The 25,195-nt window shown below is 34.4% G+C and carries 32 protein-coding genes; 20 read left to right on the top strand and 12 right to left on the bottom strand.

Annotation, left to right across the window (positions count from 1 at the left end; translation table 11 throughout):
- Positions 1–45 precede the first annotated feature (45 nt).
- The 9 genes from HO345_RS10325 to HO345_RS10290 all read left to right on the top strand — a co-directional run bounded on the left by HO345_RS10325 (position 46) and on the right by HO345_RS10290 (position 4,850).
- Positions 46–195, top strand: coding sequence for a hypothetical protein (locus tag HO345_RS10325; protein WP_010693363.1), 150 nt, complete (start codon positions 46–48; stop codon positions 193–195).
- A 57-nt stretch (positions 196–252) separates the two neighbouring features.
- A complete protein-coding gene (locus HO345_RS10320; protein WP_253682833.1) occupies positions 253–846 on the top strand; it encodes a HEAT repeat domain-containing protein in 594 nt (197 codons plus the stop codon).
- A 1-nt stretch (position 847) separates the two neighbouring features.
- Positions 848–982 carry a hypothetical protein gene (locus HO345_RS13075; RefSeq protein WP_301338709.1) on the top strand — a complete coding sequence of 45 codons (135 nt, stop codon included), beginning with the start codon at positions 848–850 and terminating at the stop codon, positions 980–982.
- A gap of 61 nt (positions 983–1,043) precedes the next feature.
- Complete coding sequence (locus HO345_RS10315) at positions 1,044–1,484, top strand: Imm12 family immunity protein (protein WP_002672522.1); 441 nt, start codon at positions 1,044–1,046, stop codon at positions 1,482–1,484.
- Between the two features lie 4 nt (positions 1,485–1,488).
- Positions 1,489–2,223: a hypothetical protein gene (locus HO345_RS10310; protein WP_253682832.1), complete on the top strand. Its 735-nt coding sequence runs from the start codon at positions 1,489–1,491 to the stop codon at positions 2,221–2,223.
- Positions 2,224–2,250: 27 nt separating this feature from the next.
- A complete protein-coding gene (locus tag HO345_RS10305; protein WP_253682831.1) occupies positions 2,251–2,553 on the top strand; it encodes a tetratricopeptide repeat protein in 303 nt (100 codons plus the stop codon).
- A 30-nt stretch (positions 2,554–2,583) separates the two neighbouring features.
- Positions 2,584–3,432 carry a BRO-N domain-containing protein gene (locus HO345_RS10300; protein WP_010693354.1) on the top strand — a complete coding sequence of 283 codons (849 nt, stop codon included), beginning with the start codon at positions 2,584–2,586 and terminating at the stop codon, positions 3,430–3,432.
- A gap of 69 nt (positions 3,433–3,501) precedes the next feature.
- A complete protein-coding gene (locus HO345_RS10295; protein WP_253682830.1) occupies positions 3,502–4,089 on the top strand; it encodes a hypothetical protein in 588 nt (195 codons plus the stop codon).
- A gap of 62 nt (positions 4,090–4,151) precedes the next feature.
- On the top strand, positions 4,152–4,850 hold the full coding sequence (locus tag HO345_RS10290; protein WP_253682829.1) for an ABC transporter ATP-binding protein: 699 nt from the start codon (positions 4,152–4,154) through the stop codon (positions 4,848–4,850).
- Here the strand turns inward: HO345_RS10290 and HO345_RS10285 are convergent.
- Complete coding sequence (locus HO345_RS10285; RefSeq protein ID WP_253682828.1) at positions 4,843–5,643, bottom strand: hypothetical protein; 801 nt, start codon at positions 5,641–5,643, stop codon at positions 4,843–4,845. The two genes, HO345_RS10290 and HO345_RS10285, sit on opposite strands and share 8 nt — an antisense overlap.
- A 214-nt stretch (positions 5,644–5,857) precedes the next feature.
- Here HO345_RS10285 and HO345_RS10280 point away from each other — a divergent pair, with 214 nt between their 5' ends.
- From HO345_RS10280 to HO345_RS10245, 8 genes are all read left to right on the top strand, one after another.
- The gene (locus HO345_RS10280) at positions 5,858–6,832 is read left to right on the top strand and encodes a hypothetical protein (protein ID WP_253682827.1); all 975 of its coding nucleotides are present in this window, start codon (positions 5,858–5,860) and stop codon (positions 6,830–6,832) included.
- A 19-nt stretch (positions 6,833–6,851) separates the two neighbouring features.
- Complete coding sequence (locus HO345_RS10275; protein ID WP_253682826.1) at positions 6,852–7,835, top strand: DUF6630 family protein; 984 nt, start codon at positions 6,852–6,854, stop codon at positions 7,833–7,835.
- A gap of 86 nt (positions 7,836–7,921) precedes the next feature.
- Positions 7,922–8,248, top strand: a complete 327-nt coding sequence (locus tag HO345_RS10270; RefSeq protein WP_253682825.1) for a hypothetical protein — start codon at positions 7,922–7,924, stop codon at positions 8,246–8,248.
- A 1-nt stretch (position 8,249) separates the two neighbouring features.
- Positions 8,250–9,341, top strand: a complete 1,092-nt coding sequence (locus tag HO345_RS10265) for a DUF6892 domain-containing protein (protein WP_253682824.1) — start codon at positions 8,250–8,252, stop codon at positions 9,339–9,341.
- A gap of 23 nt (positions 9,342–9,364) precedes the next feature.
- Positions 9,365–9,847 (top strand): GNAT family N-acetyltransferase, encoded by a 483-nt coding sequence (locus HO345_RS10260; protein WP_253682823.1) that lies wholly within the window; start codon positions 9,365–9,367, stop codon positions 9,845–9,847.
- A gap of 64 nt (positions 9,848–9,911) precedes the next feature.
- The gene (locus HO345_RS10255) at positions 9,912–10,559 is read left to right on the top strand and encodes a hypothetical protein (protein WP_010693332.1); all 648 of its coding nucleotides are present in this window, start codon (positions 9,912–9,914) and stop codon (positions 10,557–10,559) included.
- Between the two features lie 34 nt (positions 10,560–10,593).
- The gene (locus tag HO345_RS10250) at positions 10,594–11,565 is read left to right on the top strand and encodes a formylglycine-generating enzyme family protein (protein WP_010693330.1); all 972 of its coding nucleotides are present in this window, start codon (positions 10,594–10,596) and stop codon (positions 11,563–11,565) included.
- Positions 11,566–11,856: 291 nt separating this feature from the next.
- Complete coding sequence (locus HO345_RS10245; protein ID WP_253682822.1) at positions 11,857–12,681, top strand: hypothetical protein; 825 nt, start codon at positions 11,857–11,859, stop codon at positions 12,679–12,681.
- Between the two features lie 181 nt (positions 12,682–12,862).
- Here HO345_RS10245 and HO345_RS10240 read toward each other — a convergent pair whose 3' ends face one another.
- From HO345_RS10240 to HO345_RS10190, 11 genes are all read right to left on the bottom strand, one after another.
- Complete coding sequence (locus tag HO345_RS10240; RefSeq protein ID WP_253682821.1) at positions 12,863–13,927, bottom strand: hypothetical protein; 1,065 nt, start codon at positions 13,925–13,927, stop codon at positions 12,863–12,865.
- Positions 13,928–13,989: 62 nt separating this feature from the next.
- On the bottom strand, positions 13,990–14,520 hold the full coding sequence (locus HO345_RS10235) for a hypothetical protein (RefSeq protein WP_253682820.1): 531 nt from the start codon (positions 14,518–14,520) through the stop codon (positions 13,990–13,992).
- A gap of 79 nt (positions 14,521–14,599) precedes the next feature.
- Positions 14,600–15,676, bottom strand: coding sequence for an ankyrin repeat domain-containing protein (locus tag HO345_RS10230; RefSeq protein ID WP_253682819.1), 1,077 nt, complete (start codon positions 15,674–15,676; stop codon positions 14,600–14,602).
- Between the two features lie 314 nt (positions 15,677–15,990).
- Positions 15,991–17,085, bottom strand: a complete 1,095-nt coding sequence (locus tag HO345_RS10225) for a hypothetical protein (RefSeq protein ID WP_253682818.1) — start codon at positions 17,083–17,085, stop codon at positions 15,991–15,993.
- A gap of 281 nt (positions 17,086–17,366) precedes the next feature.
- Positions 17,367–17,936 carry a His/Gly/Thr/Pro-type tRNA ligase C-terminal domain-containing protein gene (locus HO345_RS10220; RefSeq protein WP_301338708.1) on the bottom strand — a complete coding sequence of 190 codons (570 nt, stop codon included), beginning with the start codon at positions 17,934–17,936 and terminating at the stop codon, positions 17,367–17,369.
- Positions 17,937–17,939: 3 nt separating this feature from the next.
- Positions 17,940–19,214: an ATP-binding protein gene (locus HO345_RS10215; RefSeq protein WP_253682816.1), complete on the bottom strand. Its 1,275-nt coding sequence runs from the start codon at positions 19,212–19,214 to the stop codon at positions 17,940–17,942.
- 159 nt (positions 19,215–19,373) lie between these two features.
- Positions 19,374–20,729 (bottom strand): RNA-binding domain-containing protein, encoded by a 1,356-nt coding sequence (locus HO345_RS10210; RefSeq protein WP_253682815.1) that lies wholly within the window; start codon positions 20,727–20,729, stop codon positions 19,374–19,376.
- Between the two features lie 87 nt (positions 20,730–20,816).
- Entirely contained in the window at positions 20,817–21,440 is a 624-nt protein-coding gene (locus HO345_RS10205) for a hypothetical protein (RefSeq protein WP_253682814.1), read from the bottom strand.
- Between the two features lie 14 nt (positions 21,441–21,454).
- Positions 21,455–21,994 (bottom strand): hypothetical protein, encoded by a 540-nt coding sequence (locus HO345_RS10200; RefSeq protein WP_253682813.1) that lies wholly within the window; start codon positions 21,992–21,994, stop codon positions 21,455–21,457.
- 18 nt (positions 21,995–22,012) lie between these two features.
- Positions 22,013–22,564: a hypothetical protein gene (locus HO345_RS10195; protein ID WP_253682812.1), complete on the bottom strand. Its 552-nt coding sequence runs from the start codon at positions 22,562–22,564 to the stop codon at positions 22,013–22,015.
- Positions 22,565–22,617: 53 nt separating this feature from the next.
- Entirely contained in the window at positions 22,618–23,145 is a 528-nt protein-coding gene (locus tag HO345_RS10190; protein ID WP_253682811.1) for a hypothetical protein, read from the bottom strand.
- A 180-nt stretch (positions 23,146–23,325) separates the two neighbouring features.
- Here HO345_RS10190 and HO345_RS10185 point away from each other — a divergent pair, with 180 nt between their 5' ends.
- From HO345_RS10185 to HO345_RS10175, 3 genes are all read left to right on the top strand, one after another.
- Positions 23,326–23,958 (top strand): hypothetical protein, encoded by a 633-nt coding sequence (locus tag HO345_RS10185; RefSeq protein WP_253682810.1) that lies wholly within the window; start codon positions 23,326–23,328, stop codon positions 23,956–23,958.
- A gap of 10 nt (positions 23,959–23,968) precedes the next feature.
- The gene (locus tag HO345_RS10180) at positions 23,969–24,574 is read left to right on the top strand and encodes a hypothetical protein (protein ID WP_253682809.1); all 606 of its coding nucleotides are present in this window, start codon (positions 23,969–23,971) and stop codon (positions 24,572–24,574) included.
- A 111-nt stretch (positions 24,575–24,685) separates the two neighbouring features.
- Complete coding sequence (locus HO345_RS10175) at positions 24,686–25,183, top strand: YfbM family protein (RefSeq protein WP_010693305.1); 498 nt, start codon at positions 24,686–24,688, stop codon at positions 25,181–25,183.
- Positions 25,184–25,195 lie beyond the last annotated feature (12 nt).

Here is a 25,195-nt window from a genome sequence, read left to right as displayed (position 1 = left end):
GCAGAAATAAAACCGATTTAGGAAATTTTTCTTTTATCCGAATGTATGAAACTGGAAGAAGAAAAATATAAATTTAACACAAGCGATGATGACGAAGAGCCTTTAGAAAATTTTATTGATGATACGGAAGGCATTCTCTCGCATTGCTTAAGCACAAAGCAAATTGAAGATTTTATATCATTCTTTTTTGGTTAAAAATATGAGAGACATAAAAGAGCTGCATAAAATAATGACTGAAGGGGGAAAAAATAAATGAAGACAACGCTTTTTCCAAATTGGACATTAGATGACACAGATGACACGGGGGCAATTTCGGAATATTTTCATAATGAAAAAATGCCTTTCACCGAAAAGACAATGATTAAGTGCCTTAAAATGAAGCGTAATAAATACGAAATCTATTGGGCTGTTTTAGCTCTGCGTATGCTAGGAACGCAGAAAGCAATTCAATATTTAAAAGAAGTTAGCACTTATAAAAATTTAGATGTGCAGGGTGCAAGCGTTTTAACTATTGCTTACTTAGCCGAGGGTTCTGAAAATGAATATTTGGCGAGCCTCTTGTTAAATAAGGATTTCAAAGCAAAATGGTATGCCGTTGTTGCCTTCAATCACAAACCCGACGGTAAAGCTGTCCCTTATGCAGCTGAGTATGGGGTTAAGACAATCAAAAGTTCGAAAAACAAACCGGAAGCGGGTTCTTTAATAGTTGAGTATCTTGCGAGATTTGCATCGGAAAATGAACTTGCAAAAAAAATATTCGCAAGGATAAATAAAGACTTCGAGAATCTTTCTCCCAAAGAACAGGAAGTTTTCACAGCGAATTTTCCGCATATCTTTAGAAATTAACATGAATAAAATTGTAACTACAACTTCGGCTAAACTATACTATATTGAACTTATCATCATTCCCATTATTATTATTTTTTCTCTTTATTTTTTTGACAGTGTTTTTGATAATCTTGCAATGAAGGTAACAATATAAAAGAATAGTACACTTACAAAATTGCTAAAAGATGATAGAATAAATATGAGGAGACAGCAATATGGAAGTTATTTTGAGTACGGTAATCGGCGGTGAAATTACGGTTGAGGTTGATGGTGGGAAAATTGTTCATTCATTGATAATAAAAATGAGAAACTCCTTGAAAGAGCATTTTAAAAAAATATTTTTTGAAGGGCTAGATAGAATAAAAATCAACGTATATATCAGCGGAGATGTTTCTTCTTATTGCGATAAAACGGGTATTACTGCAACCCGATATTTCCGTGCAAAGACAGAATATACGACAGAGTTTTGTATCGATAAAAACTATTGGTCGTTAGAACCTGTTCTTCCAGTGGATAGAAAGTTTATTCTATTCATGGAAAACTCGTTGATACAGTTAGGCGGAATTATTGAAAAAAAACTTAAAGCAGCCGGATATAATTTTGATGGCGAGCTGTTTAAAGAAATTGTTCTTAAAAGTTTAAGAGGAATTAGTTAAGAATATGGCAAAGTATTCAAAAGAAGCATTAGATGAAGCATTGCTGCAAGCGCAAAGCAGCGATATTAACATGAAAACAAAAGGGATAAAGTTTTTAAGACAAGCCTCTTGTTTGGAAACTGGTACGAAGAATACCTATCCGATAAGGGATTGGTTTTCTGAAACTAAAAATTACACAAAGCTTTTTAAAATAGTAAAATCAGAAAAAGATCCGAAACTGTTATGGGAATATTTATTTTTGATTAAAACATATTGTGAACGTTATATTGATTTAACTTATTTGGTAAAAGATTCTCAAAACTATATCTCAAAAAAAGAAAACACAGAATTCAAAATAAAGGCTTGTGAGCTCGGAGAATTATTTTTAGTGCATCAAGATGCCTCTGTACGGCAAGCTGCAGCAAGCCTGCTTTGGTATTTAAAGAAAACTTCCGAAGTTTGGCCTGTAATCATAGAACTTATGCAGAAAAAACGGGATTATATAACGCTTTCTCATATCGGCATAATGATTCGCAATTGTTATTCACTTTTGAATGATGATAAAATTATTACAGACTTTTTTGGGAATGTTGTGGCGAAAGAAAATCTTATTTCACTAAAGGATGCAGAAGCTTTAAAAGAAGCCGTATCATTTTCATTGGAAAAAACTCCTAAGGCTGCAAAAAAAGCCGGCCTTAATTCCGTATCTGAAACACTGGACAATATAATTACAGCACTTACAAAAACGGTTGAAAAATGATAAAATAAACATTATAGGGGGTAAAATATGAATGGAGAATTATATCTAAAGAAGGGTATGCTTCAACTAAATAAAAAATTATATGATGAAGCCTTGGAAACTTTGAATAAGGTAATCGAACTCGATGATGATCTTGCCAGTGTTACATCTGCAAAATGTATTTTAGGTGAATATTATTTTATTCATCAAAACTATGAAAAAGCAAAAGAATTTTTATCATGGATTTGCGACAGGCAGGATGAGCTTGAAGAGGAGTTTGACGATTTACTTTCAGAAGAAATTGATACCGCGTCTGTGCTGATGGAGTTGATTGAGAAATATAAGCTGTAAAAAGCGGCGGATGCTAAGGAGGACGATATCGTGGATAACGAAGTAAAGTTATTTGAAGATAATAAAATACGCTCCGTTTGGGATAACGAAAAAGAAGAGTGGTATTTTAGTGTTGTGGATGTTATAGGAGCCTTAACGGACAGCCCTAATCCGAGGGATTATTGGTACCGCGTTAAAAAACGTATGTCAGAAGAAGAAAAAAGTCAGTTGTCGACATTTTGTCGACAACTGAAATTTAAGGCTGCTGACGGTAAAAAATATAGTACCGATGCAGCCGATATGCAAGGCATATTTAGGATTATACAATCTATTCCGTCACCTAAGGCAGAGCCCTTTAAGATGTGGCTCGCCGAGGTGGGAAAAGAAAGAGTTGATGAAATCATAGATCCGGAATTGACAATTGATAGAGCTTTAGAAACCTATCTTAAAAAAGGCTATACTAGGGAATGGATAAATCAGCGCCTGCAAGCTATTCAGGTAAGAAAGGAACTTACCGATACATGGCAAGACCATGGCGTAAAAGAAGGCAGAGAATATGCTATTTTGACAAACGAAATATCTAAAGCATGGAGCGGTATGACCGTTAGACAATATAAGGATTTTAAGAACCTCAAAAAAGAAAATCTAAGAGACAATATGTCGACACTTGAGCTTGTTCTTAATATGCTTGCAGAGGCTACCGTTACTGAATTAACCAATACTACTAACCCTAAGGGGCTTGAAGAAAATAAAAAAACGGCACGGCGCGGCGGAAGCATCGCAGGAAATACACGAAAAGAAATAGAAAAAGAAACCGGAAAACCCGTAATTAATTCAAAAAACGCAATAGATTTTTCACGCCTTATAGACGGCGTGGTAAAAGATAAAACTAAAAATTAAGTGAATTTAAAGTACCTATTGAATCATGCAAAACCATAATACTAAAAATATGAAAGGGAGTAATATTGTATGAAAAACAATTCTTATATTCATAACTTAAAAATAGAAGATGTACCTTGGCATCGGCTTCCTACAACTTATGGAAGAGCAACATTGTTTCCTCAATACTTTGAAATATTGGAAAACATGCAGGATACGGATAAAATAAAAAATGCATTGTATGAAATAGCAATAAATATTGAACATCAAAGCACTTTGTGGTATGCAACTCCGTTTGCTCTTATATTTCTTACAAGAATTTTTATGAAAGCTTTAACTCAGAGCGGTACAAATAAGAATGCGCACTACATTGTAGAAGAACTACTGCAAGTTTTTGCCGTAATAGCTGAGAGTTTTTGTGAAGGAGATGAGTTGGAGCATGCCGCTCCCTTACCTTTTTTTGAAGATATGTTAAAAGAAGAATATTTATGGTCTGAAGTTTATAATGAAGATGATGATTGTCTCCGGTATGAAGATGAGAATGTTTTTCCTGATAATCTTTTTTACAGTTTTTATTATTATTCTTTTGAAGTATTAAAAATATATCGGGAAGAATTTGTTAAATTAAAAGATACGGAATTTGAAGTAAGAGCAAAAATACTTTCTTCATGGTTTTAAAAAGGTTTATAATATAGATGCAAAGTTTTGGCAATTAAAATTATACTATTAGGATTTGAAAAATGAGTGAAACTATTATCCGTATGGAAAACGTTACAAAATTATATGAAATGGGTGAAAGCATCGTGCATGCCCTGCGAGGCATAAGCTTCAGTATAGATCAGGGAGAATTTGTTTCGATAATGGGGCCGTCAGGTTCGGGAAAGTCTACCTGTATGAATATGATAGGCTGTCTTGACCGGCCGACAAGCGGTATATTGGAAATCGGCGGAAAAGAAACGGCAAAGATGACGGAAAAAGAACTTGCTGTGCTGCGTAATAAAACGATCGGCTTTGTGTTTCAGCAGTATCATTTGCTTCCAAATATGACGGTTTTAGAAAACGTTATGCTTCCGTTACGCTATCAGGGGCTGGAAAGAGCTAAACGCATTGCACTTGCAAAAGAAGCTTTGGAGCATGTCGATATGGGCGATAGACTTTCCCACGGTCCTAATGAACTTTCCGGCGGTCAAAAGCAGCGTGTCGCCATTGCACGTGCAATGGTAACAAAACCGCACATTATCTTAGCCGATGAGCCGACCGGTGCTTTGGACAGCAAAACAGGAGCTCAGGTTCTTAACCTCTTTAAAAAAATAAATGAAAGCGGAACGACAATTATTATTGTTACTCACGACCCGGGAATCGGAGCAAGTACGGATCGATGTATAAAACTTTTTGACGGAAATATTCAGTCGGATGAACATCAGGTTCCTGTTACTTAATTTCTTTTATCAAATGATACGTTTCCATAAAGCGAAGATGCCAGACTTCCTTATCGGCGGTAATTTCTTCATATATATTTTCCAGCGTATCAGCAGGTGACAATGACCACAGAGCATAATCCTCAAAAACCGCTTCGCCTATCTTTTCAAGTTTATCTAATAGAAGTCCTAAGTCTTTGTGATTAAACCAGCAATCCGTATCCAGAGCATATTTTGTGTTTTGCTTTTTACAAGCAATTTCGCTGTTCAAAAAATCATCCATAGTCGGTTTATCTTTTTGTAACAAGCGCGTGCAAGCCAAATGATATTCTATTTTTCTTGGTGTCTGATCAACATCTGAAACAAAAACGGCGCCGTACTCATTTTCAAATTTAACTGCAAGCACTTCTCCTACTTTAAAATACGGGTCCCGTTTAATTTTTGCCTTCGGTACTTTAATCGGTTTAGGATTTTCACTTTGTAACTGAACAGCCAGTTTATCAAGCTCTTTCTGCCTTTGCTTCAGAGCTTTGCCGTCAATTTCAAGCCAGAAATCATCAGCATCTTTTGCAATTATTTCTAACGCTTTATTCTTTATCTCTTCCGGTAAATGCCCTACCTTCCATAAAGAATAGGCAAATGCAGTCCAGTAAATTTCCGTGTAAAATGGATCTATGCAGAAGTTTTCCTCGTCATTTAAAATATCTTCAATTATTGCATCGATATTTTCACCGTCTTTATATCGTTCAACTATGGTATTGTAAATATCATACCCGTCATCACTGTCTATAATTTTTACACCGTCTATTGCCATTTATCATCTCTCCGTTCACAATTCTCATTTCATTACATATTTGATACTATTATACTCTTTTTAAGGTTTCTTTTCTACTGTAAGATTTTCATCTTTCCTCCTTAAAAAGGATAAGGAAAAATGGTACAATATGATATGAAAGAATGAGGATTAGTTGATGAAGAAGATCGGCTGAAAGGATTAAGTATATTGAAACAAATAAGGAGATAAAAATATGAATAACCTAAAATTAAGTTTATTGAAAAAATGGGAATTGGATAGTGAGCTTTCGTTTGTGCATGGCTCTGTTTTGTTGCCGGATGGAACTGCTATAATTCTGACTACGGGCGAGAAGAGCGATTGGGGTAAATTTTACCTCCTTGTGCTTTCTGTCGATGGCATAAAAAAGATTCCGATTGAATATGCGGAAACATCAGGCAGAGATTATCCTGTGCTTTTTCGATATGGTATAAGTTTCGGACTCATCATTTCGGCAAAAGAAGTGCGGTATTACTCATGCATTCATTCCTCTCCGGAAATAATTCCGATAAAAAATAATTCACGGCTAAGAGGAAGCATTGTGCCGGAAAAAGCTCAACAGAGGTATTTTCAAAATATATCCGACAGCAAGACAATTCCCGTTTGCTTTGAAAATGAATTTTATTACGGGGACGCAAGATATTTTGCCCTTTTGAAATTTGATGCTGCTGCAAAATCTGCCGAATGGAAATGTTTTTCTACAATAGATAAAAAAGCATTTATACATCAAGATGACAGATGCGGCGAGGCACCTAAAATAGACAGCATTAAAATATCGGATAAAGAAATCTATGCCTTTATTCCGGGCGACAGCCAAACATCGGTTAATAAGTGGGGAATGAATTATTATGCCCTTGCAAGAATTTCCGAAGATGGGAAAGTAATCGAAAAACTTATCGAATCAGATGACTTAAAAAAAGATGGTAAAAAAGGCGGCATCAACGGATGCTTTACTGACTCTCAATATGTGATAATGACTCCTCTTTTTAAAACCGATGATTGGAAAGGCAAGCAAAAAGTTTTTTCACTCAGCACACGTAAATATTCCGATATTACCTTTCCAAGAGGAATGTCCAAACACAGGCTCGAAAACATCACAAACGAAATATGCCTTACCTCACTTTACGATAGAGGCTTAAAAGAAATAGCATTATGCAATGTGAATTCATAAATAAAAAAAGGAATGGAATATGAACGGAAAAAATATTGGCCGAACTGTGTCATGGGTGTACTACAAAGACGAAAAACTCATAGGCGGGTCGGCATTTGATATACAACTCTTTCGGCAGATATTGGAAAACAACGCAAAGTTTTCGAGTCAGGCTCAAGAAATGATAGAGACACAAATTAAAGAACAAAATATTTTTGATTGTATTTCACTTAAAAGCTCAAAATACACCAATCGCTTTTACGAAAATAGCGGCCATAAAGCATTTATACCCGAAAGTATCTGTATGGTTGATTATTGTGAAGATGAAATCTTTGCCGTTGTGAGAATCGGAGATCGTTGTGAAATTGTTTCTTATGATTATGAAATCACAGGCGAGAAGGGACAAGAATGGTTCAATTTTATAGGAAAGAACAAGCCTATCTTTGATAAAAAAATCATTGAGAATATAAAAACGGTTTTAACGCAATACGGACAACTGCAAGTAAAAATACTTGAAGAAGAAGACAGACGTATTTGGGAGGAAAAAGAAAAACTTGCTTGCCGGAACAAAAGCTTACCTGCCGATACGGAACAAACTTTTTTATCGCTTTGCAAATTACTCGGCATATCTCCGCAAAAAGCCAAGAAAATATACCACATAGCATTGGAACAAGAAGATATTTGCGTCTCTTTGATAAACGATTTTATAGATTTGAACTATTTGGCAATGTTCGATTGGAAGGCGGATGTAGGAGATATTGTATACGGTTACAATCTATTAGCAAAAAAGATAAAAGCGAATATGCTTCACTTGGATAAAGATACGGAATTTGAACCGCCGGAAGTTTTCCGTAGGCTTGCTGCGATGAGTGACAAGGTATTATATCTTATCGACACAAATAGCGATTGCTACATTTTAGGTTTGTCAGATAAAGAAAATAGAGAAAAAATCATAAATGCTTATAAACAACTGTTCAGCCTGCTTCAATCTGAGAATACGATTGAAATTGTGAACACTCTGTAATCAAGGGAAAAATGAAACAAGTAATTGCATTTTGTATATTTATATTAACTTCTTTTACACTATCTGCCGATGAAGAGGATCGAGTTATGACTATTCCAAAACAATGTATTATAAACCCTGACGGTATTGTGTCAATGCAGTTTTCCGATAATACGGATACAGTCTTACGAACAATTAAGCATGATGATATAAAAGCAATAACGGATATTTTAAATATTGCAAAATATGATGATGAGCGTAATGACGGAAAGATGTTTAAGATGACTGCACCGCAGTTAAGAATAGTAATACGATATAGTGATGACAGTGAAGTAAAAATCCAATTATGGGATGCACTTATGTATGTTAATAAAACATGGTATAAACTTGACATAAGAGCTATTAAAGAAATATTATATGGTAAGGAGATATAAAATGAGTATTATAAAAAGCAAGGAATCGAACAAACAGGATAAACAACCGGCTATGCCGCAACAGAAACTTCATATCAATTTAACTAAAAACGGCTTGTATATTAATGATGAGTTTATTGAAAACTTGTCAATTGATATTCTTGCGGAGAAATTCGGTGAATATAGAAAAGTATTGCGTAAGCCGCCTGATGGAACAATAAGTAAAGATGATTTAGAGGAAATATATATCTGGGATAATATAGGAATAAAGAGTTTTGTTTCCAAAGGACGTATCAGCGAACTAGACATAAGAATATGTGAAGATAAGGAATGGGAGAAAAAAGTAAAATTTTCGTTTTTCGATGTAAATCCCAAACAGGTGTTTCCCGGCATTTTTACGATAAACGGTAAAACTATTTTGGAAGCTATACCTCAAAAAACATTGAGAGATGCTTATATATTTTTAGAAATGAAAGTGGAAAATTGGAAAATAAATTGCTCATTGTCGAGCAAATTAAAATCGGTTCTGGATGCAATATCTTTTCAGGAGCGTTTGAGAAAATCAAAAACCGATGAGATAGCCGATTTGGTACGTGCCGCACCTGAGCCTATACGGGAGATAAGTTTTTGGTATAAACCGCCGAGGGTGTCGAGCGGTAAATGGAAACAGCAAAAGGTAGAAGGTGAAGTGTTAACATTTACAAACTTCAATTTTAAACTTGCTGTTATCCAAGAGCTGATGTATGAACAAGAACTGCTTAAACCGAAATTTGATGTATATGATTTTTGCAATGATTATGCAAAAAAAGAAATAGATCCCGATGATTACTACGATAAAATGATACCTGAAGTAAAAAGCTGGTTTCAGCAATTGGAAATTCCTGCTGAATTAGCCCCAAAGGTAACACAGCTGTTTCTTGATGGCGGAAATGAAATTAATATGCAGCTTATTCCGCAATGGGACGGCGAGGATGATCTATTTGATATTAAGTCTATTTCTGATGAAGAGTTGGCACAGTTTCCAAACTTAAAACTTATTGACGGCACCGTTATTTATATTTCCGAAAAAGCAAAGAAAAAACTTATCAAGAAAGGAATTAATATTGCAGAATAAATTTAAGTTAGAAAGGATATAGTATGCTTCATTTGGAAAAAGTAAACGGGAAAAACATTTGGGATATTTTGAAACTGCAGGTATCGGAAGTACAGAAAAGCTTTGTTGCTGCCAACGATATAAGTATCATTGAAGCCTACATTACAATCACCGCGAATGGTTATGCATTTCCATTCGGGATATATGACAATGAAACACCGGTCGGATTTTTGATGATCGGTTTTGATGTTCATGACTATTGGATTGATGCACCTAAAATAGCAAAAGGAAATTATAATCTTTGGCGTCTGATGATTGATAAAGCGTATCAAAACAATGGGTTTGGAAAAGAAGCAGTTAAATTGGCTCTAGATTTCGTTAAGACTTTTCCTTGCGGAAAAGCTGAATATTGTTGGTTGTCTTATGAACCTGAAAATCAAGTTGCACGTAAACTATATAGCTCATTCGGTTTTGTCGAAACAGGAGATACGGATGGAGAAGAACTTATCGCAGCGTTAAAGTTATGATATAAAAAGATAGAAAAGCGAGTATTTATATGAATTAAGCGAAAAAAACTTATGGAGGAAAACGTTGATAATAAACTATTGCAGCATATATGGCGACAGTGACGAGCGTAATCTGTATTTCGACATGGGCGATAAAATAAAAATAGACTATTGTGAAGTATGTAAGATGGTATTAAACCGTGATGAAGCAATTTCACAAGCGGCAAAGATAGTTAAAATACGAAAAAAGAAATTTTTCTTTGGTACTTTAGATGGTGTATCTATCGCAAGTCAGCGATTTTATGATATATATCATACATATAATATGCAAGGAATTGAGTTTATTCCGTTTGAAAAATCGCATGGATACTATGTTTGCAAATTTTTGTATACAATGCACTTTGATATTGTACGGTCAAATTCGGTGCGTATCGAATACCAGGGTAAAGTTTCTTACGGCATCTTGGATAATGGAAATTGCAGTGTTTGCAAAAGAAGTTTCGGGCATCACCATCCATGGCCGTACCGAATGACAGTTGAAGATGAGAAAAAATTAAATTCAAATACATTTTATCGCAGCGATATTGAATTTGGGGAAATGAATTTTCAACACCCTCTTTTGTGGGCAACCGACGGAATTATCCAAGCTTTTACAAAAGAAAAATGCAGAATATTCTACAAAAATGTTGAAGGTGATTTTGGGAAAGGAGACTGTGGTAAAGCAGTATTATAAAACCGAAATATAAATATATTTGGAGGAAAGAAAATTGAATAAAACATTATTTTTAGGAGCGGTGCTTATTGCAATGACAGGCGGCAGTGCCGGTGTAAATGCCGAAAATGCAGACATGCTGCCTACCGGTAAGACGTATACGGTAAACGGCGTATCGTTTACGATGATAACCATTCCCGCCGTAACGGACGGTACCCTCGGATACGGAGAATACGACGTAAACCCTGCACATATGGTCAGCTTGCCGTCCTACCGGATCGGCGAAACGGAGGTAACGCAGGAGTTGTGGCAGGCGGTGATGGGCAATAACCCGAGTGGTTTTAACGGTAATGACGAAGAAACGAAACCTGCCGGCGGCGAAGAACAAAAAAAACGGCCGGTAGAAATGATAAACTGGTATCAGGCAATCGCTTTTTGCAACAAGCTCAGTTTGAAGCTCGGCCTTGAACCCTGTTATACGGTAACGGTGAAAGGAAAACCGATAGACTTTGCCTCACTTCCGTTTGATAAAATTCCTTCTGAGGATGAATATATGCCTCAAAAGGATCGAATTATAAAGGCATGGGATGCCGTAACCGTGGATATAAGCAAAAACGGATTCCGGTTGCCGTCGGAGGCCGAATGGGAATGGGCCGCAAAAGGCGGCGTTGAAAGCCGATGGGCGGGCTCCGATGACGAAGAAGAAGTCGATCGATATATGTGGCATGATGGGAATAGTGAAAACCGAACCCATGAAGTAAAAAAGCTGAAACCGAACGGATACGGGCTCTACGATATGAGCGGCAACGTGTGGGAATGGTGCTGGGACCGCGTCAAAGATTTTTTGCCTGACTCGCTTGTAGAAGCAGGTGTCGTTGACATTGACGATATTCCCGATTCCTGCCGTGTCTTTCGGGGCGGCGGTATAGATATCGATATATATAACGCAGCGCTGCCGATCAGGCTCTTTTATACTCCCGATTTTCATGCAGGTAGTCTCGGCTTACGCTTGGCATGCAGGTTGTAATTTTTTCATCTTTCGAATCGCTTATCATACCGTAAGAAAAAAAATACGGCGCGGCTTGTGAGCGATATTGAATTTGCATAAATACTGTCGCCGGAACATTATTAAAACAACAGGAGATTTTATATGAAAAGAAAAATAATTAGGCTTTTTCTATTTTTTTTATTATGCAATGCTTATGGAATCAACAATAAGACTCTGGTAAACACTCAATTATAACCCATTTAATCATATTGATAAATTGGGATCCTATGGCGGAGGTAATTAAAATGAAAAAAAATTTATGTATTTTGTATGTATCATTTATTCTTCTGGAGTGTTTGTTCGCAACAAATAGTAAAGACATCAAAAAATACTAATATTTATGATCATAGTTTTAGTATTATTGAAACGATAGAAAAAAATAAAAAAATACAAATATCACGATATTTATTTGAATATCTTAATAATGGAAAAAATGAATATGATTATTATGCGGAATTGATAAATAAATATGAAGGATTAAAGATTAGAGCTAATGATTTAATTCCTGAAATAACAGATGATATTTTTGATGCGGATATACTAACGAAACCTGGAAATGTTTATTTTATAGATGATTATTTTCAAGGATTAAAAAAGAGAAATATAAATATAATATACGATTGTTATAGTACAACTGTTGAAAAAGAAAAAAATGATGATGACTATAGAGATTGGAAAGAATGTTGTACTTTCTATCAGAATAATACATATATAACAAATATTCAATTTTCTTTTAATAATTATTTTACAATTTTTGATGGAGAAATTACTAATATACAAAAAGATAACGATACATATAAATTAATAGTTGGGCACTATTATTATTCTGATCATAATCAGAAAGCCGGAATTAGAAATAATGAATTACCGAATGAGGGTGAAAATTTTATTTTTTATCTAAAAGTTGACGGTGATTATTTTTCGTTTTATTTACCCGATAATAAAACACTTATACAAACTTTTATACGAACTGATGAACAAACAAAAAGGGAATTTGAAAAATTCTTAAAAACGGGAAAATACGATGAATCTAAAATCACCTGGCCCCGCCATGCCGACAGCTCTTGCGATTATGACAGTAGTAAAAAATATTAAATTATTTCACTATCAATTCAAAAGGCATATAAACTGTCTTATATAAACCAGCAGATAAAGATCATAATCTATGCCGGATGTAGATTATAACCTTCGCCAGTCGTAGAGCATAGTCTATATCAGCCGCAGTGTACACGGATGTACATCCTTCATTATAATGAAGAGTAGTCCTTCACACTTTTCATTCATTCCAATCACGTGCTATTTCGGTTGAAATCTCAAAGCCGGTCATGTCATTGTTTTCATTAAAATGAATATAAGCAAAGTATTCATTCCAAAAAAGATGATCGCTTCCGGTTGACCATTTAATGCCGTAGTGCAGCTGAGTTATGTCTCTCGTATTTCTTGGCGGTACTAACCACAGTTTTTTATCGAATGTTTTTTGCAAGGTTTCTCGCTGCAATGGAACGAGCAGCTCAACATCATCAAGCCAATAACGAATTGAATTTGCTCTTGCATCGGAAATGCAGTATTCATCAAGTTTTAAATGAATGATTTTACAGCCCTCCAATACCGTATCATTCTTTTTATGACCGTAAAGACCGATGTTCCCAATTACAAAGCCGTTTTTTACAAGAAGATAATTAGCATAAGGTATAGCAGTATTATTTCTTCGGAATCCCTTTTCAACGAGAATACTTCCATCGACAGGATATTTTTTAAAAGCGCCACAAGAAAGCAGTTTTTTATAATCTCTGCCGGAAGGATTATCCTGTTTTACATATATGTCGAATCCGTCCGCTACTATATCGGCAACAGTTGTATGAGCCATCTTAATCTTTGTGTTGTTAATCGTAAAAATCGGAGGCCTCACCGGAACACTGATTATGATATATACCAAAAACATATAAAGTGAAAATATTGCGACAACCATAAATATAAAAATGCTTCTTCCGGTACGCTTCCGTGCATTAAAAAGAGCCATAACCGGAGGCAGGAGGATAGCTGTTGCCAAATTAGAAAATCCTGAGCCTCCCTTTTTTATCACCTGTAAGGCAAATAATACCGCTCCAAGTACGACAGATGCATATACCAAAAACTCACTAAACCTCATTTTTGTAGTATCGGTCTGTTTGTTTACCGGTTCTTCCATCAATGATTTTCCGCCCGATACGGTTCGTTTCATATAAATATACATTCCGAAGATAACCGCTAAAAAAATAAGTCCTGAAACGGAAAGCAGCAAAATAAAAATCAATCTTCCCAATCTATCGTTTCCTTTTAGGTTTTGGGTCAGGCAGTTCATCAAACATAGCTTTGCTGTCTACATCATCTCAATATTTGCACATAATTATTCTTATAGCCTTCCTATTCTCTCAGCTTGTTGATTTCTATTTTATACTCATCTTCAGATATGAATAAATCAAGAAAGTCAGAGAAACGCCCCAATTTTTCAATCTCTCTAAAGAATACTTCGTGATCTGTAGTGTATACTTTGGGATTGGTAATATCTTTATCGCTTAGGCATATAAAGTAATAATTGGGATAGGAGTTGGATTCGCCAATAATTAAAAACTCTAAATCATTACAAGGAATTACTGAGTTTACATATTCCTTATGAATAAACCCGGAGTATTCATCATAGTCGGCTGTTCCTTTTGTAAAAGGAGTAAATTTTTCAGTTTTGTATTGTATCCTTGGATATGGGATTTCCGATTCAGGTAATATCCCTTCTGCCTTTATTCTATCGAGCAAATCATCTTCTAAGTAATCGCTAAAGTCCTGCATAAGATAACTTTTAGGCAAGCTAATGCTTTCCATATTTCGTAGCAAGTTCTCGCCTTCAAAGGCCGATTTGCCGCCCAGTTTAGTGATTCTATCAATTATTCTTTTGTCCATATATTCTCCCTTTCAGATATATTCTTGGGCACCTCTAAAAAGCTGTTTTTTAGTAGCCATAACCATTTTAGTAGTTTTTTTATAAATTGTCTAGTGTAAAAATTAGATTCATATACTTTGTCATATCTTCTATAAAATCATCAAAGCCTGCCAAATCGATGAGCTCTTCATGTTCCATATCATAGCTTGCAATCTTTTTTGTTTTCGGATTCCAGACAATATAAATATGACTGTAATCTCCGAGAGAGCGGGAGAGTCTTAATAATTTTTGTCTGCCGAAGTTAAATGGAATAGTATCGATCAGTTTGAAGAACTCAATATATTCAAAGTCGGAATCCGCTAAATCGAAGTGTAGGTTTTCACCGGTTAAAAATTCAATTATTTTCTTTGGCAATTTATACGGTTTTAATTCATCCAATTTATTTTGCGTTTGATGAAACTCAGGAGGTTCTAATGATTTAAAATATTCCGCCATTTCCTCATCGCCTTTTTCCAAGGCTATGCTATATGGACGCATTCCATCTTTTTCGGCGATCGTAAGGTCCGCTCCATGCTTTACTAAAAATTTACACATTTCCAAATCAACATATCTTGCAGCTACACACAATGGAGTCGGTTGATTGGAATATACCATGTCAGACTTATTGTAATTAATATCTGCTCCGTGTTCAATTAGAAATTCTAGAATTTTATAATTATGATCAGAAACCGCGTGACGCAAAAGCTGTCCGCCGTATTTAGCCGCGGTATGCCCAAGTTCTTGTATAATCGAAAAATTGTCAAAGCGTTTACCATAGTACGCTTCTAAAAAAGCTTCCGAACCTACGTTGTTCGTTACATCTATCTTTGCACCATGGGAAACAAGAAACCTTATTACCTCTTTATTACAATATCTCACTGCGAGAAGAAAACTTGGATGCTCCTTTGCATTAAGGTTTGCTCCTTTTTCCGTCAGCCATTTTATAGATTGAAATTTTTCCATTATCAATGCAAAATCCAAAGGAGAGAGCTCGGTGTATTTGCCGACTTTGATTGCTGTATTAATCTTCCACCCGTTTAATAGATGTTCTTCCAATGCAGAAATATTTTCATTTAGTACATCATTTAAAATTTGCGGTATAGATTCAAATCTTCCGATGTTTCCGATTGTTATCATAAGTTCATCCTTGCTTATCTATTTCCCGAAGCGTATTCGCCCGTATTAATGTCTATGACTTCTCTTATCGGCTGTATGAGAAGTTTATTATCAATATCTAAAGATAGTTCAACAGGAGTAGCATTAAAAAATTTATCTGATGACAATGTAAGTAAAGTATGTAAGAAACATAATATAAGTGAAGTAGTTGATGAATTAGGTAGAAGATTAAATATTGAAAGAATGACTACAATGTTCCTCGTTAATGATTGTTTCACTTGTTTATAAAAAAGATCCTGCCAAAAAGACAGGACCTAAAAAGAAAAACTTTGCTTTTACGGCGATGTGGGTTTGACTAATTCATCCTTTTCCCAGCAATCCTTCCAATAATCATCATAATCAGTGAGCTTAAGGACATTGCGAAAGGAATATTTAACCCTTTCATACCCAAATTTAGTAGAAAAACCAGCAGAATACAACTTCCCAAGAACAAGGTAAACATCATATTTATCTTTATTCTTAGGTGACAAAGGAGGAAATTCCGCAACAACCTGATCAGCAATAACCCCTTTTCCTATCCTATTCAAGGAATCTTTCAGCATATCCGATAATGTAAACATATGAACATCTGCATTATAATTTACATCAATCAAGGATTTCGGGTCATCTTGGTTATTTGGGTGACTTTTATCCCATAAAGTATATGGACCATAATGGAAAGAATAACTCTCCAAGTCTTTTGGAGCATCATCTTTTGGAACGAAAACAAGATGCCAATCTGCAAAATGTACAGCAGCAGTATCATCAGTAACAATAAAAATATTTTTATTTTTATCTACAGTAAAATACTGCCCTGTATTAGCAAAGCCAAGAACTTTCAGATTTGCAAGACCAACCTTATTATCTATATATTTTTTTATATAGCTAAGACTATCTTTTGGCTCCAAGTACTTTATCGTTCCAACCTTGGTATATTTAGTCTTCTTTGCCGCAATCCACCTTTTCTTAAGTCCATCAGAGACAGAATCAAAAGATGTAGGAATGAAAGCGACTCCTTCATCACCAATCTCGGCTTTGATTTTTTTAAAAGCCTCATCAAGGGGATAATTAGGATCCCCATTACTACTACCAGTAGTATAAAGATCTTCAGTAGATAACAAGCATAACTTATTGTTTCTCCAACCGAAGCTAAGACCATCCTTATCGCGTACGATTGGATCATTATTACCTTTGATCTTCATCACCTCGATAGTATCTTTTACCAGATCTGGCTTAGGATCATTTCCACCGCCAGTACTGCCACCACTGCTGCTAGTACCATTAGCTTTACTGGACACAGTATTAGGGCATCCAATAATAGTAATGATACTGATCACAACTACCAACGTAAAGCAAAGCTTCTTTACGATTTCTTTTGATTTCTTATTCATAAGAAACCTCCTTATAAAAATATTTCCTCAACAATAATGTTGATACCAATAATCCTATATTATTTACTCTTTTTTGTCAAGTTTTTTCTCTCCTCTCTACCCCCCCCCATATCCTCCCCTTTTCCCTTATTTTTCAATACCTTACATATAATAAAACAATCCCATCTAGGGATCATTTTATTATCTCAAAATTTACCTTTTTTGTCTAAAATATCGGGAGGGAAAAATCAAAAAATAGGGGTTAAAAACCCCTATCGAAATTTCTTTAAAGTAAAATAAAACTACATGCCCATTGATGGCATTTGTGACAAATTACAAACATATTTTACAAAATCATCAAGTGACATTTTTTTATTTTCGTTTTCTCCTAATTCCCTGAATGTTATCATATTTTCAGATTTTTCTTTATCCCCGATTGTTACAATTATATTAACTTTAGCAACGGAATGTTCACGAACTTTGTATCCAATTTTTTCATTACGATCATCAACAGACACATTTAACCCGCATGATTTTAATTTATTCATAATATCATTTGCATAATCAGTTACAGATTCATTAATTGTCGCAATTACAATTTGTGATGGGGATAACCAAAATGGTAAATGACCAGCATGTTGTTCAATTAATATACCCAAGAAACGTTCAATTGACCCGAATAATGCCCTGTGTATCATTATTGGTCGTTCTTTTTGATTTGATTCATTTACATACGAAATATCAAATCTTTCCGGTAAATTCATATCAACTTGAACCGTTCCACACTGCCATTTTCTTCCCAGCCTTTCCCTGCTGTAAAATTTGTAACAAATAATTTTTTTACAAGCATTCCGTTTTCGAGAGGCAGCCAAAAATTAATTTTTCAAACATCCTATAGGCACTATAAAAATACCATCTTCTCGTTTATATGCAAACTCTCCTATTCCAATAACTATCATCAAAAAAGAAGGAGCAGGCATTTTTGATGTATCGATTTTATTCGACAACGATTTTAAGTTTTCCGCTGCATCTTCAATAAATTTTTGGCCGCCCAGTTTAATTTCTGCTAAACCATATCTGCCATTTTTTAGATGAATTACCGTATCACATTCCAAACCTGATTTATCCCTATAATGTAAAACATTACCTCCAATACTTTCTGCATATACTCGAAGATCTCTTACACACAGCGTTTCAAATAGCAGCCCCATTGTGTTTAAATCATTAGTCAAATCTTTCGGCCCAATTCCAAGAGCGGCTACCGCTATTGAAGGATCTACATAGTATCTTGTATCGGAAGATCTGATTGATGTTTTTGATCTTAAATTAGGATTCCACGCAGGCATATCTTCGACCACAAAAATATTTTTTAGTGCGTTAATATAGGATGCAATAGTGTCTTCATTTAAAGATTCCGTATCATTTGAAATTATATCATCCCTCAGCATAGTGTTGGAAATTTGTGTTCCTTGATTTCTTGCAAAAGACCTCATCAATCTTTTTACTCTTTCCGGATTTTTACTCACACCATCAGCTCTATTAATATCGGATTTTATGACTGCTTCATAGTAATCTTCAGCTTGGAGTAATGCAGGTTTTTCCTTCATTCCAACGGCATGAGGCCACCCGCCTCTGCAAATTAAAAAAGCCAATTTTTCTATACTTAAATTATTCATACCGTCTATCACATTAGGATTTTCAAAAAGTTGATTCAAGCTTACTTCTCCTGTTGAATCTCCTGATTCAAATAAAGACATGGGTCTCATCATTAACCATGTAAAGCGTCCTGTTCCTGAATGAGTTATTTCCCTTGATTCTATCGGTACTGCCGAACCTGTAAGTATAAATTGTCCTTCTTCACCTCTTGTATCAACCTCATATCTTGCTGCATCCCATAGCTTTGGTGCTATCTGCCATTCGTCAATAAGTCTTGGGGTCTTACCTTTTAGCAATCTTCCGGGGTCTATTTCAGACATTTGGATATTTGTTTCTCTTTTGCTTGGTTCATCCATTCTCAATATACTGCCTGCGACTTGCATTGCTGTTGTGGTTTTTCCGCACCATTTAGGGCCTTCAATAACAACAGCTCCTTTTGACTCAAGTTTATCTTTTAACATATCGTCTACTATGCGGACTCTATATTCTTTCATTAAGCTTTACCTCTGCATATATTATGTCATTTTTTCGGCGTTTTGGCAATATTTTTTTCGGCATTTTGGTTGAAAATTTTTCGGCGTTTTGGCAGTTATTTTACATTCCATTTAAGTAACGGAGGTAGGGTTTTTCCTAATTTGAGCGATTCGGTTGTTTTATTTTACTACAATCCATTTTCCGTCACGTTTTGACCCGATCCTTTCTATTATGTTTTTTTCTTGTAAAGTTTTAAAAGTCCTTTCAATTGTTCTTTTGGAAACTTCTATTTTTTCTGCAAGATCAGCGGAAGTATAGCTTGGTTTTTCTATTAACAGTTCAATTACTCTTTTCTCTGTTTTATTCAAACCGACATTCAAACCGACATTCAAACCGACATTCAAACCGACATTCAAACCGACATTTTTATTTGTCAACACAGCCGTAACTTCTTTTTCAAATGGAATTATGCAGCGGATATAGTTACTTTCAATTTCAAAGACTTTTTTTCCATACTTCTCGACAATTGTCGGGATTCCATGCCCCGTATGTTCTGTCAGACCCATAGTTAGAAAAATTCTCATCAATGTTGCATTTCTCGGTTTACTGATACCCTCGAAAAATTGTTTCTTAGTTAAGCCGTTTGGAAGACCTCCGTGTGACAATATTTCAAGTCTGTCGTTATACATAGATATTTGCGGTTCGGTAACCAGCCAATCATTATGAACTAGAGCATTTAATATGGCCTCATTTACACAGTCATAATCAAATAAATAGGTATCTTTTCTAGGTCTAACTGTTGTATTTGAAATACAGATATTTTCAGCTTGTAATCTATTTTTTATTTTGCTATAAGTTGTTAAAAGGCAGCCATAGCCATAGTCGCTTCTTTCAGAAATTGAAGCTTTGTTTTTCCCTTGAAATTTTACAAATATAAAAGGGATATTATTTTTATCCGATAATAGTTCAGCTAATAAATTGTATTCTCCGATTTCATTCCGTAAGTTCAAATTACTTTCAAAGGTCTTATCTTCCAGATGATAACCTTTTTCAGAATAGTATATTTTGAGCTCCCTAAAAGATAATTCTTTTGAATTTGATTTTTTCTTAATCATGTATTCTCTATCAATAAATTTCTGTTCATATCTTATTTTTATCTGTTCCGGAGTCATTTCTTTGCAAGTTGTTCCTATCCTTATCGAACATCCGGTAGAAGAAAACCCATACTTCTTTTGGCAATAAATATGGTTTTTGCCTTTATTAATGTGAATTACAATGATTGGTTTTTCATCATCAAATTTTATCTCTGATTTTATTTCGTCTTGCGGATTCGGCTCTATTTGTGATGTAATAATATCGGATATTTTCCTAAGCACTTCATCACTTTTATTTACACCAACTACAATACCATTATCTTTCACTCCAACAAAAATTGTCCCGCCGTCTCCATTAAGAAAAGATACTATTTCTTTTACAATCGTTTCCCTATATTTTTCTTTTAACTCTATTTTTTCCGATTCAATGTATTTATTCATTTTTGTTATCCTCTAATATGTTAATTATAGCATATTAGTAATATTTATAAAATACAAACGCGTTTAACTCCTTAATTTTAAATTATATTAAACATTTGAATTCACATTAAATTTATAAGTATCGTCTTCATTATCACATTTTGTCACATTATTATTTACTGCATTTTCATTCTTTTTGAACACAAAGGCATAGCCGTAGTTTTTGCTTTCTCTTTCAGTTTTCTCGATTTTTTCCAAGCCTATGAGGTCGAATTCATATTTTCCTTTGGGTATATCAAAACCTAAACGGTAATTATACGGCTCCATAATTTCTTTCGGACCGGTTTTAATATATTCCGTGTGCTCTGTAATATTTTTTTTAATATTTTCAAAATCATAGTCCAAATCATCGAAGCAGGAAAAACATATCTTATTTAAATCCCCCACTTCAAGATAAAATTTTTCAAACCTGCATACTTCTTTAAATCCTTCAGGTATGACAGCTTCTTCATTTATAGAGGCGAATATATGATATTCAAAAGAATTGATTCGATAAAATGGGACAAGCTTGCCTTTTTCTACAAGCTCCAGAAAAAGATCGAAGTTCTTTTGCAGATAACTTAAAAGCTTCTTCGCCCTGCATTTTTTTGAAGCAAGATATCCCGTAAGCAAATCAATAGGAATAATAGCCATTCCGTAACCGTCTGTTGTTAATTCTCCGATATAGTGCATTATCATCTCCTCCGTTATTTCTTTTCTTCGATAAAATCAATTACATCCGACCAACCTTCATCTTTTGCATCATAAGCCCAGCGTTTATCCGTCAAGAATTCAAGGTCATCAATGCTTTTATGCAAAGCCTCGGACATTTCTTTTCTCTTATCTGCGGGAATCGAATTTAAATATGTATCGCTTATTTTGAATCTGACATTTTGAAGAAAATTGACCGTATCTACATAGGTGCTGGAATATTCAAAAACCGTATTTTCAGGGAAACATTTTATCACATTTTCAAAGGCCGCTTTCATATCGGGTAATTTTAATGCTGCCAATGTGTCGGGAACATACCGGATAAGCTGAGGATAATTACAGATAAATTCCCACCAACCGTCACCCTTCCAATTTCCTATGATGTTAACGGCAATATGAAAAAGAAATAAGTCTTCATCGGTTTGATTTTTAATTTCTTCTATTTCTCCGATTTCCCATAGTTTATCTGACACTTCCGCAAAGAAGCTTTCATTAAAATTTTTTTGATTTTTAATCAATTCTTTCAGTGTAAGCATTTTATTTCTCCTGTTTTGCTACTTCGAAACATCAAATCCCAGTTTCTTTAAATTGTTCATTTGTTTTTGTTGATGTTCTGCCGTGCCGGCTCCGGTTAGAACGTCGCTGTAAATTTCACTTGCGGGCCAATCATCGTAATAATTATTGAGGAACTGCGGGACTTTTTCGTGTATAGGTTGAATGATTGAAATAAAGCCCTGTTTAAGGCATTGAATATAAGTTTTTTCATCAAGTATTTCAGTATGGGCGTATTTGTCAAATGAAGTTCGGCGGTTGAGGGCTCCTTCAATGTCCCAAGGTGTAAATACAACTAAATGCAGAGGACGGCTCCAGCGTTCAATATCCGTTTTATCGGGCGAAGGAAAAAGCTTTTTCCAAAAGCCTCGTTTTACTGCATAGCTGCCGGTAGAAATATACAGGCGATATGGTGTATTTTCAAACGCTTCTTCGGATATTTCACCGGAAAGGGGGGCGAATACTCCGTATAAATCGCAATTTAAAAGGCGGGCATAATAGGATTTTTCGCCTGCATCTATTTCGTAAATTGCACCAAGTTCGTATCGTGCCATTTCATACCTCCCATAAAAACTTTTTGCAAGGATTAGCAAATCTTGAAGAAGCCTTAACCTTCCCCGAATATTCGGGAAAAGAGTTTTTTCATTTCTCTTGCATATTTGACCGCACCCGGAATACGCAGCCTTTTATAATAATCTGCTAAAATTTCAGGATGATTTTTTAATATATCGAATTCCAGCATATACATGGCTAAACATGACTTTGTATATTTGCCGACTGAAATAAGTTTTGATTTTTCATCTTCATCAAGTTCTTCTTCCGGAGCAAATTCGCCGTCAGGATATTCATCTGGCGTATCATTACTATACTTCCAAAATTCTTTTGTCCAAAGAACAATATCGCTTTTATTTTCTTTGATTAGATGCAAATACCATTCGGCCAGTTCTTTTTCGGTAGATAATTTACAAGTAAAACCTTCCAATAAAAATTGACGTTGTTTTAATCTATCATGTAATCGGGAAATTTCAATATCCTTGATTTTTTCTTCAATACTTGCCGAGTCCGTAAGCCGAATCAGCTCCGAATAGATTTCGCTATCTAAAAATTCTTTTAAAGTATTTGTTTCTTTTGCCATGTAAAAGCCCTTCACCAATTAAATATTGTTTGTATTATATCATTTTTAACCGTTTTTTTCTATATATCAGAGTAGTTGTTTTTATATTTTTACTATATAGAAAAACACCATAAAATCATGTATAATTTGATAAAGTAAAACCGGATATTACTTATGTTCGGATTAGGAGAGAGGGAATAAATGACCACTAAAAAATTTGCTCAATATATGGAAAAACAATGCAAAGGAATAAATAATTTTTCACTGGAAGCCATTTTTGAAGAGTATATTGTACTCGTGTCAGGGAAACGAATCGGTGTGTTGTATCAGGAAAAGTTTTATGTCCTTTATGCGCCAACTTTTGAAAAAACGGAAAATATACTGCCTTGTTTTAAAACGATAAATTTATTTAATTGGAAGTATTATCAATTCATTGAAGTTACAAATCTGGAAGATAAGGAGAACCTTGAAAAAATCATACATTATGTCTATCATGAATTATATTTTCTAAAAGAAGTGGTCGTTGATATAGGATTTATATTTCAAAGTTATAGAGGCTATCCTGAAACTATTTATAAACTATATGAAGAAAATCTTACATTTCTTAATTTTGCCTATGAAAAAAAACTGATAAAGGAAAATCCTGTAGACAGAGAAGGCAGAATTGTAAAACTTTTATATACGAATCTCGATTTAACCGAAACCGGACAGAAAATTTTATATGACTTATATAATAAATGGCTGATCTATACGGATAAAAATGATGCCGATTCTTTAAAAAGAGCACGGAATATAAAACAATTGGAGAAGTATTATCAAAAACTGGTGGGATAAAAATAGATAGATGAACACGATAATGGATAACTCAAATTTTAATATTCAAGAATGGGTAAATTTAAATTCTTATACCGACAGTAAAGGTTGGAAAGGATATTGCAGAAGAAATAAGCCTTTTACTATTTTCCGCGCAAATAAAATAGTCGATTATTTTATGCATTTTTTTAGAAAACATACAAATAATATAATAATAGTTTCTAATATTTTCAAAGTAAAAGAATATAATCTAAATAAGAGCAATATAAATAATTACATAAAATACATAGAAAAATATCTGATTGATTTTGGATATATAAAAATAATAACTGCTTCTATTTACGATAATGCTAATTGCCTATCTTTAGGCTTCAAAAAATTTCTCACTACGGATTATGATATTATATCTATGTTCTCTTTATTAATGATGATGGATGAAGGAATTGACGGACATTGTTTTTTTATTTTTGATGAATTAGGACTTATTGCTTATCCTCATGATGATACAGGTTTTGGATTTATACGTATCAAAAATACTAAAGTTCACTATGAGGATTTGTTTCTTAAAAGTGTATCTCAATTTTCAGATTTTACTAGCGTTGTTAAGGGCAATATCTTGATACCGAAACAGAATTAGTATACAATAGATTTAGGTACTATTCGATTGACATTATCTTAATAACGTAGTACAAAAGACAAGAGTATTCACAAGAATGATAATTTAGATAACAGCTAAGGAGAATTTGATATGGGAATGATTGCAAACTATCAACTCATAAGTGATAGGGACTTAAAAAAACTTATGACCGAAAAAGACATTGCGGATTTTACGGAAGAACTTCAAGAAGCCGAAGACTGTATTTTATTCGACATGGATAAAATGTGGGACGTTTTACATTTTGTACTTACCGGTGTTTCAGCAGGAAAGCCGATAGAGGGTAACCCGCTCAGTGAAGCAATTGTCGGAGTAAATTCTTTCGAAGAATGCGAAGATTTTATCGGATATACAAAAAAGGAAACCATACCATTAATCGTGAAAAAATTAAATGAAACCGATATTGATTCTCTTTTGGAAAACTTCAGTATGCAAAAATGTAAGGAAAATAAATTGTATCCGAATATCTGGGATTATGAAGATGAAAAAGAAGAAATTATAGATGAACTTAAATGTGCATTTGCCGGACTTAAAGATTTTTATAACGAAGCAGCCCAAGCAGGTCAAAATGTTTTGGTTTCCATTTATTAAAATGTGAAGATT

Origin of the sequence: Treponema denticola (assembly GCF_024181645.1) — a bacterium.
Lineage (GTDB): Bacteria > Spirochaetota > Spirochaetia > Treponematales > Treponemataceae > Treponema_B > Treponema_B denticola_A.
The sequence above is the reverse complement of the archived record's forward strand: the minus strand, read 5'-3'. Positions and strand labels throughout refer to the sequence as shown.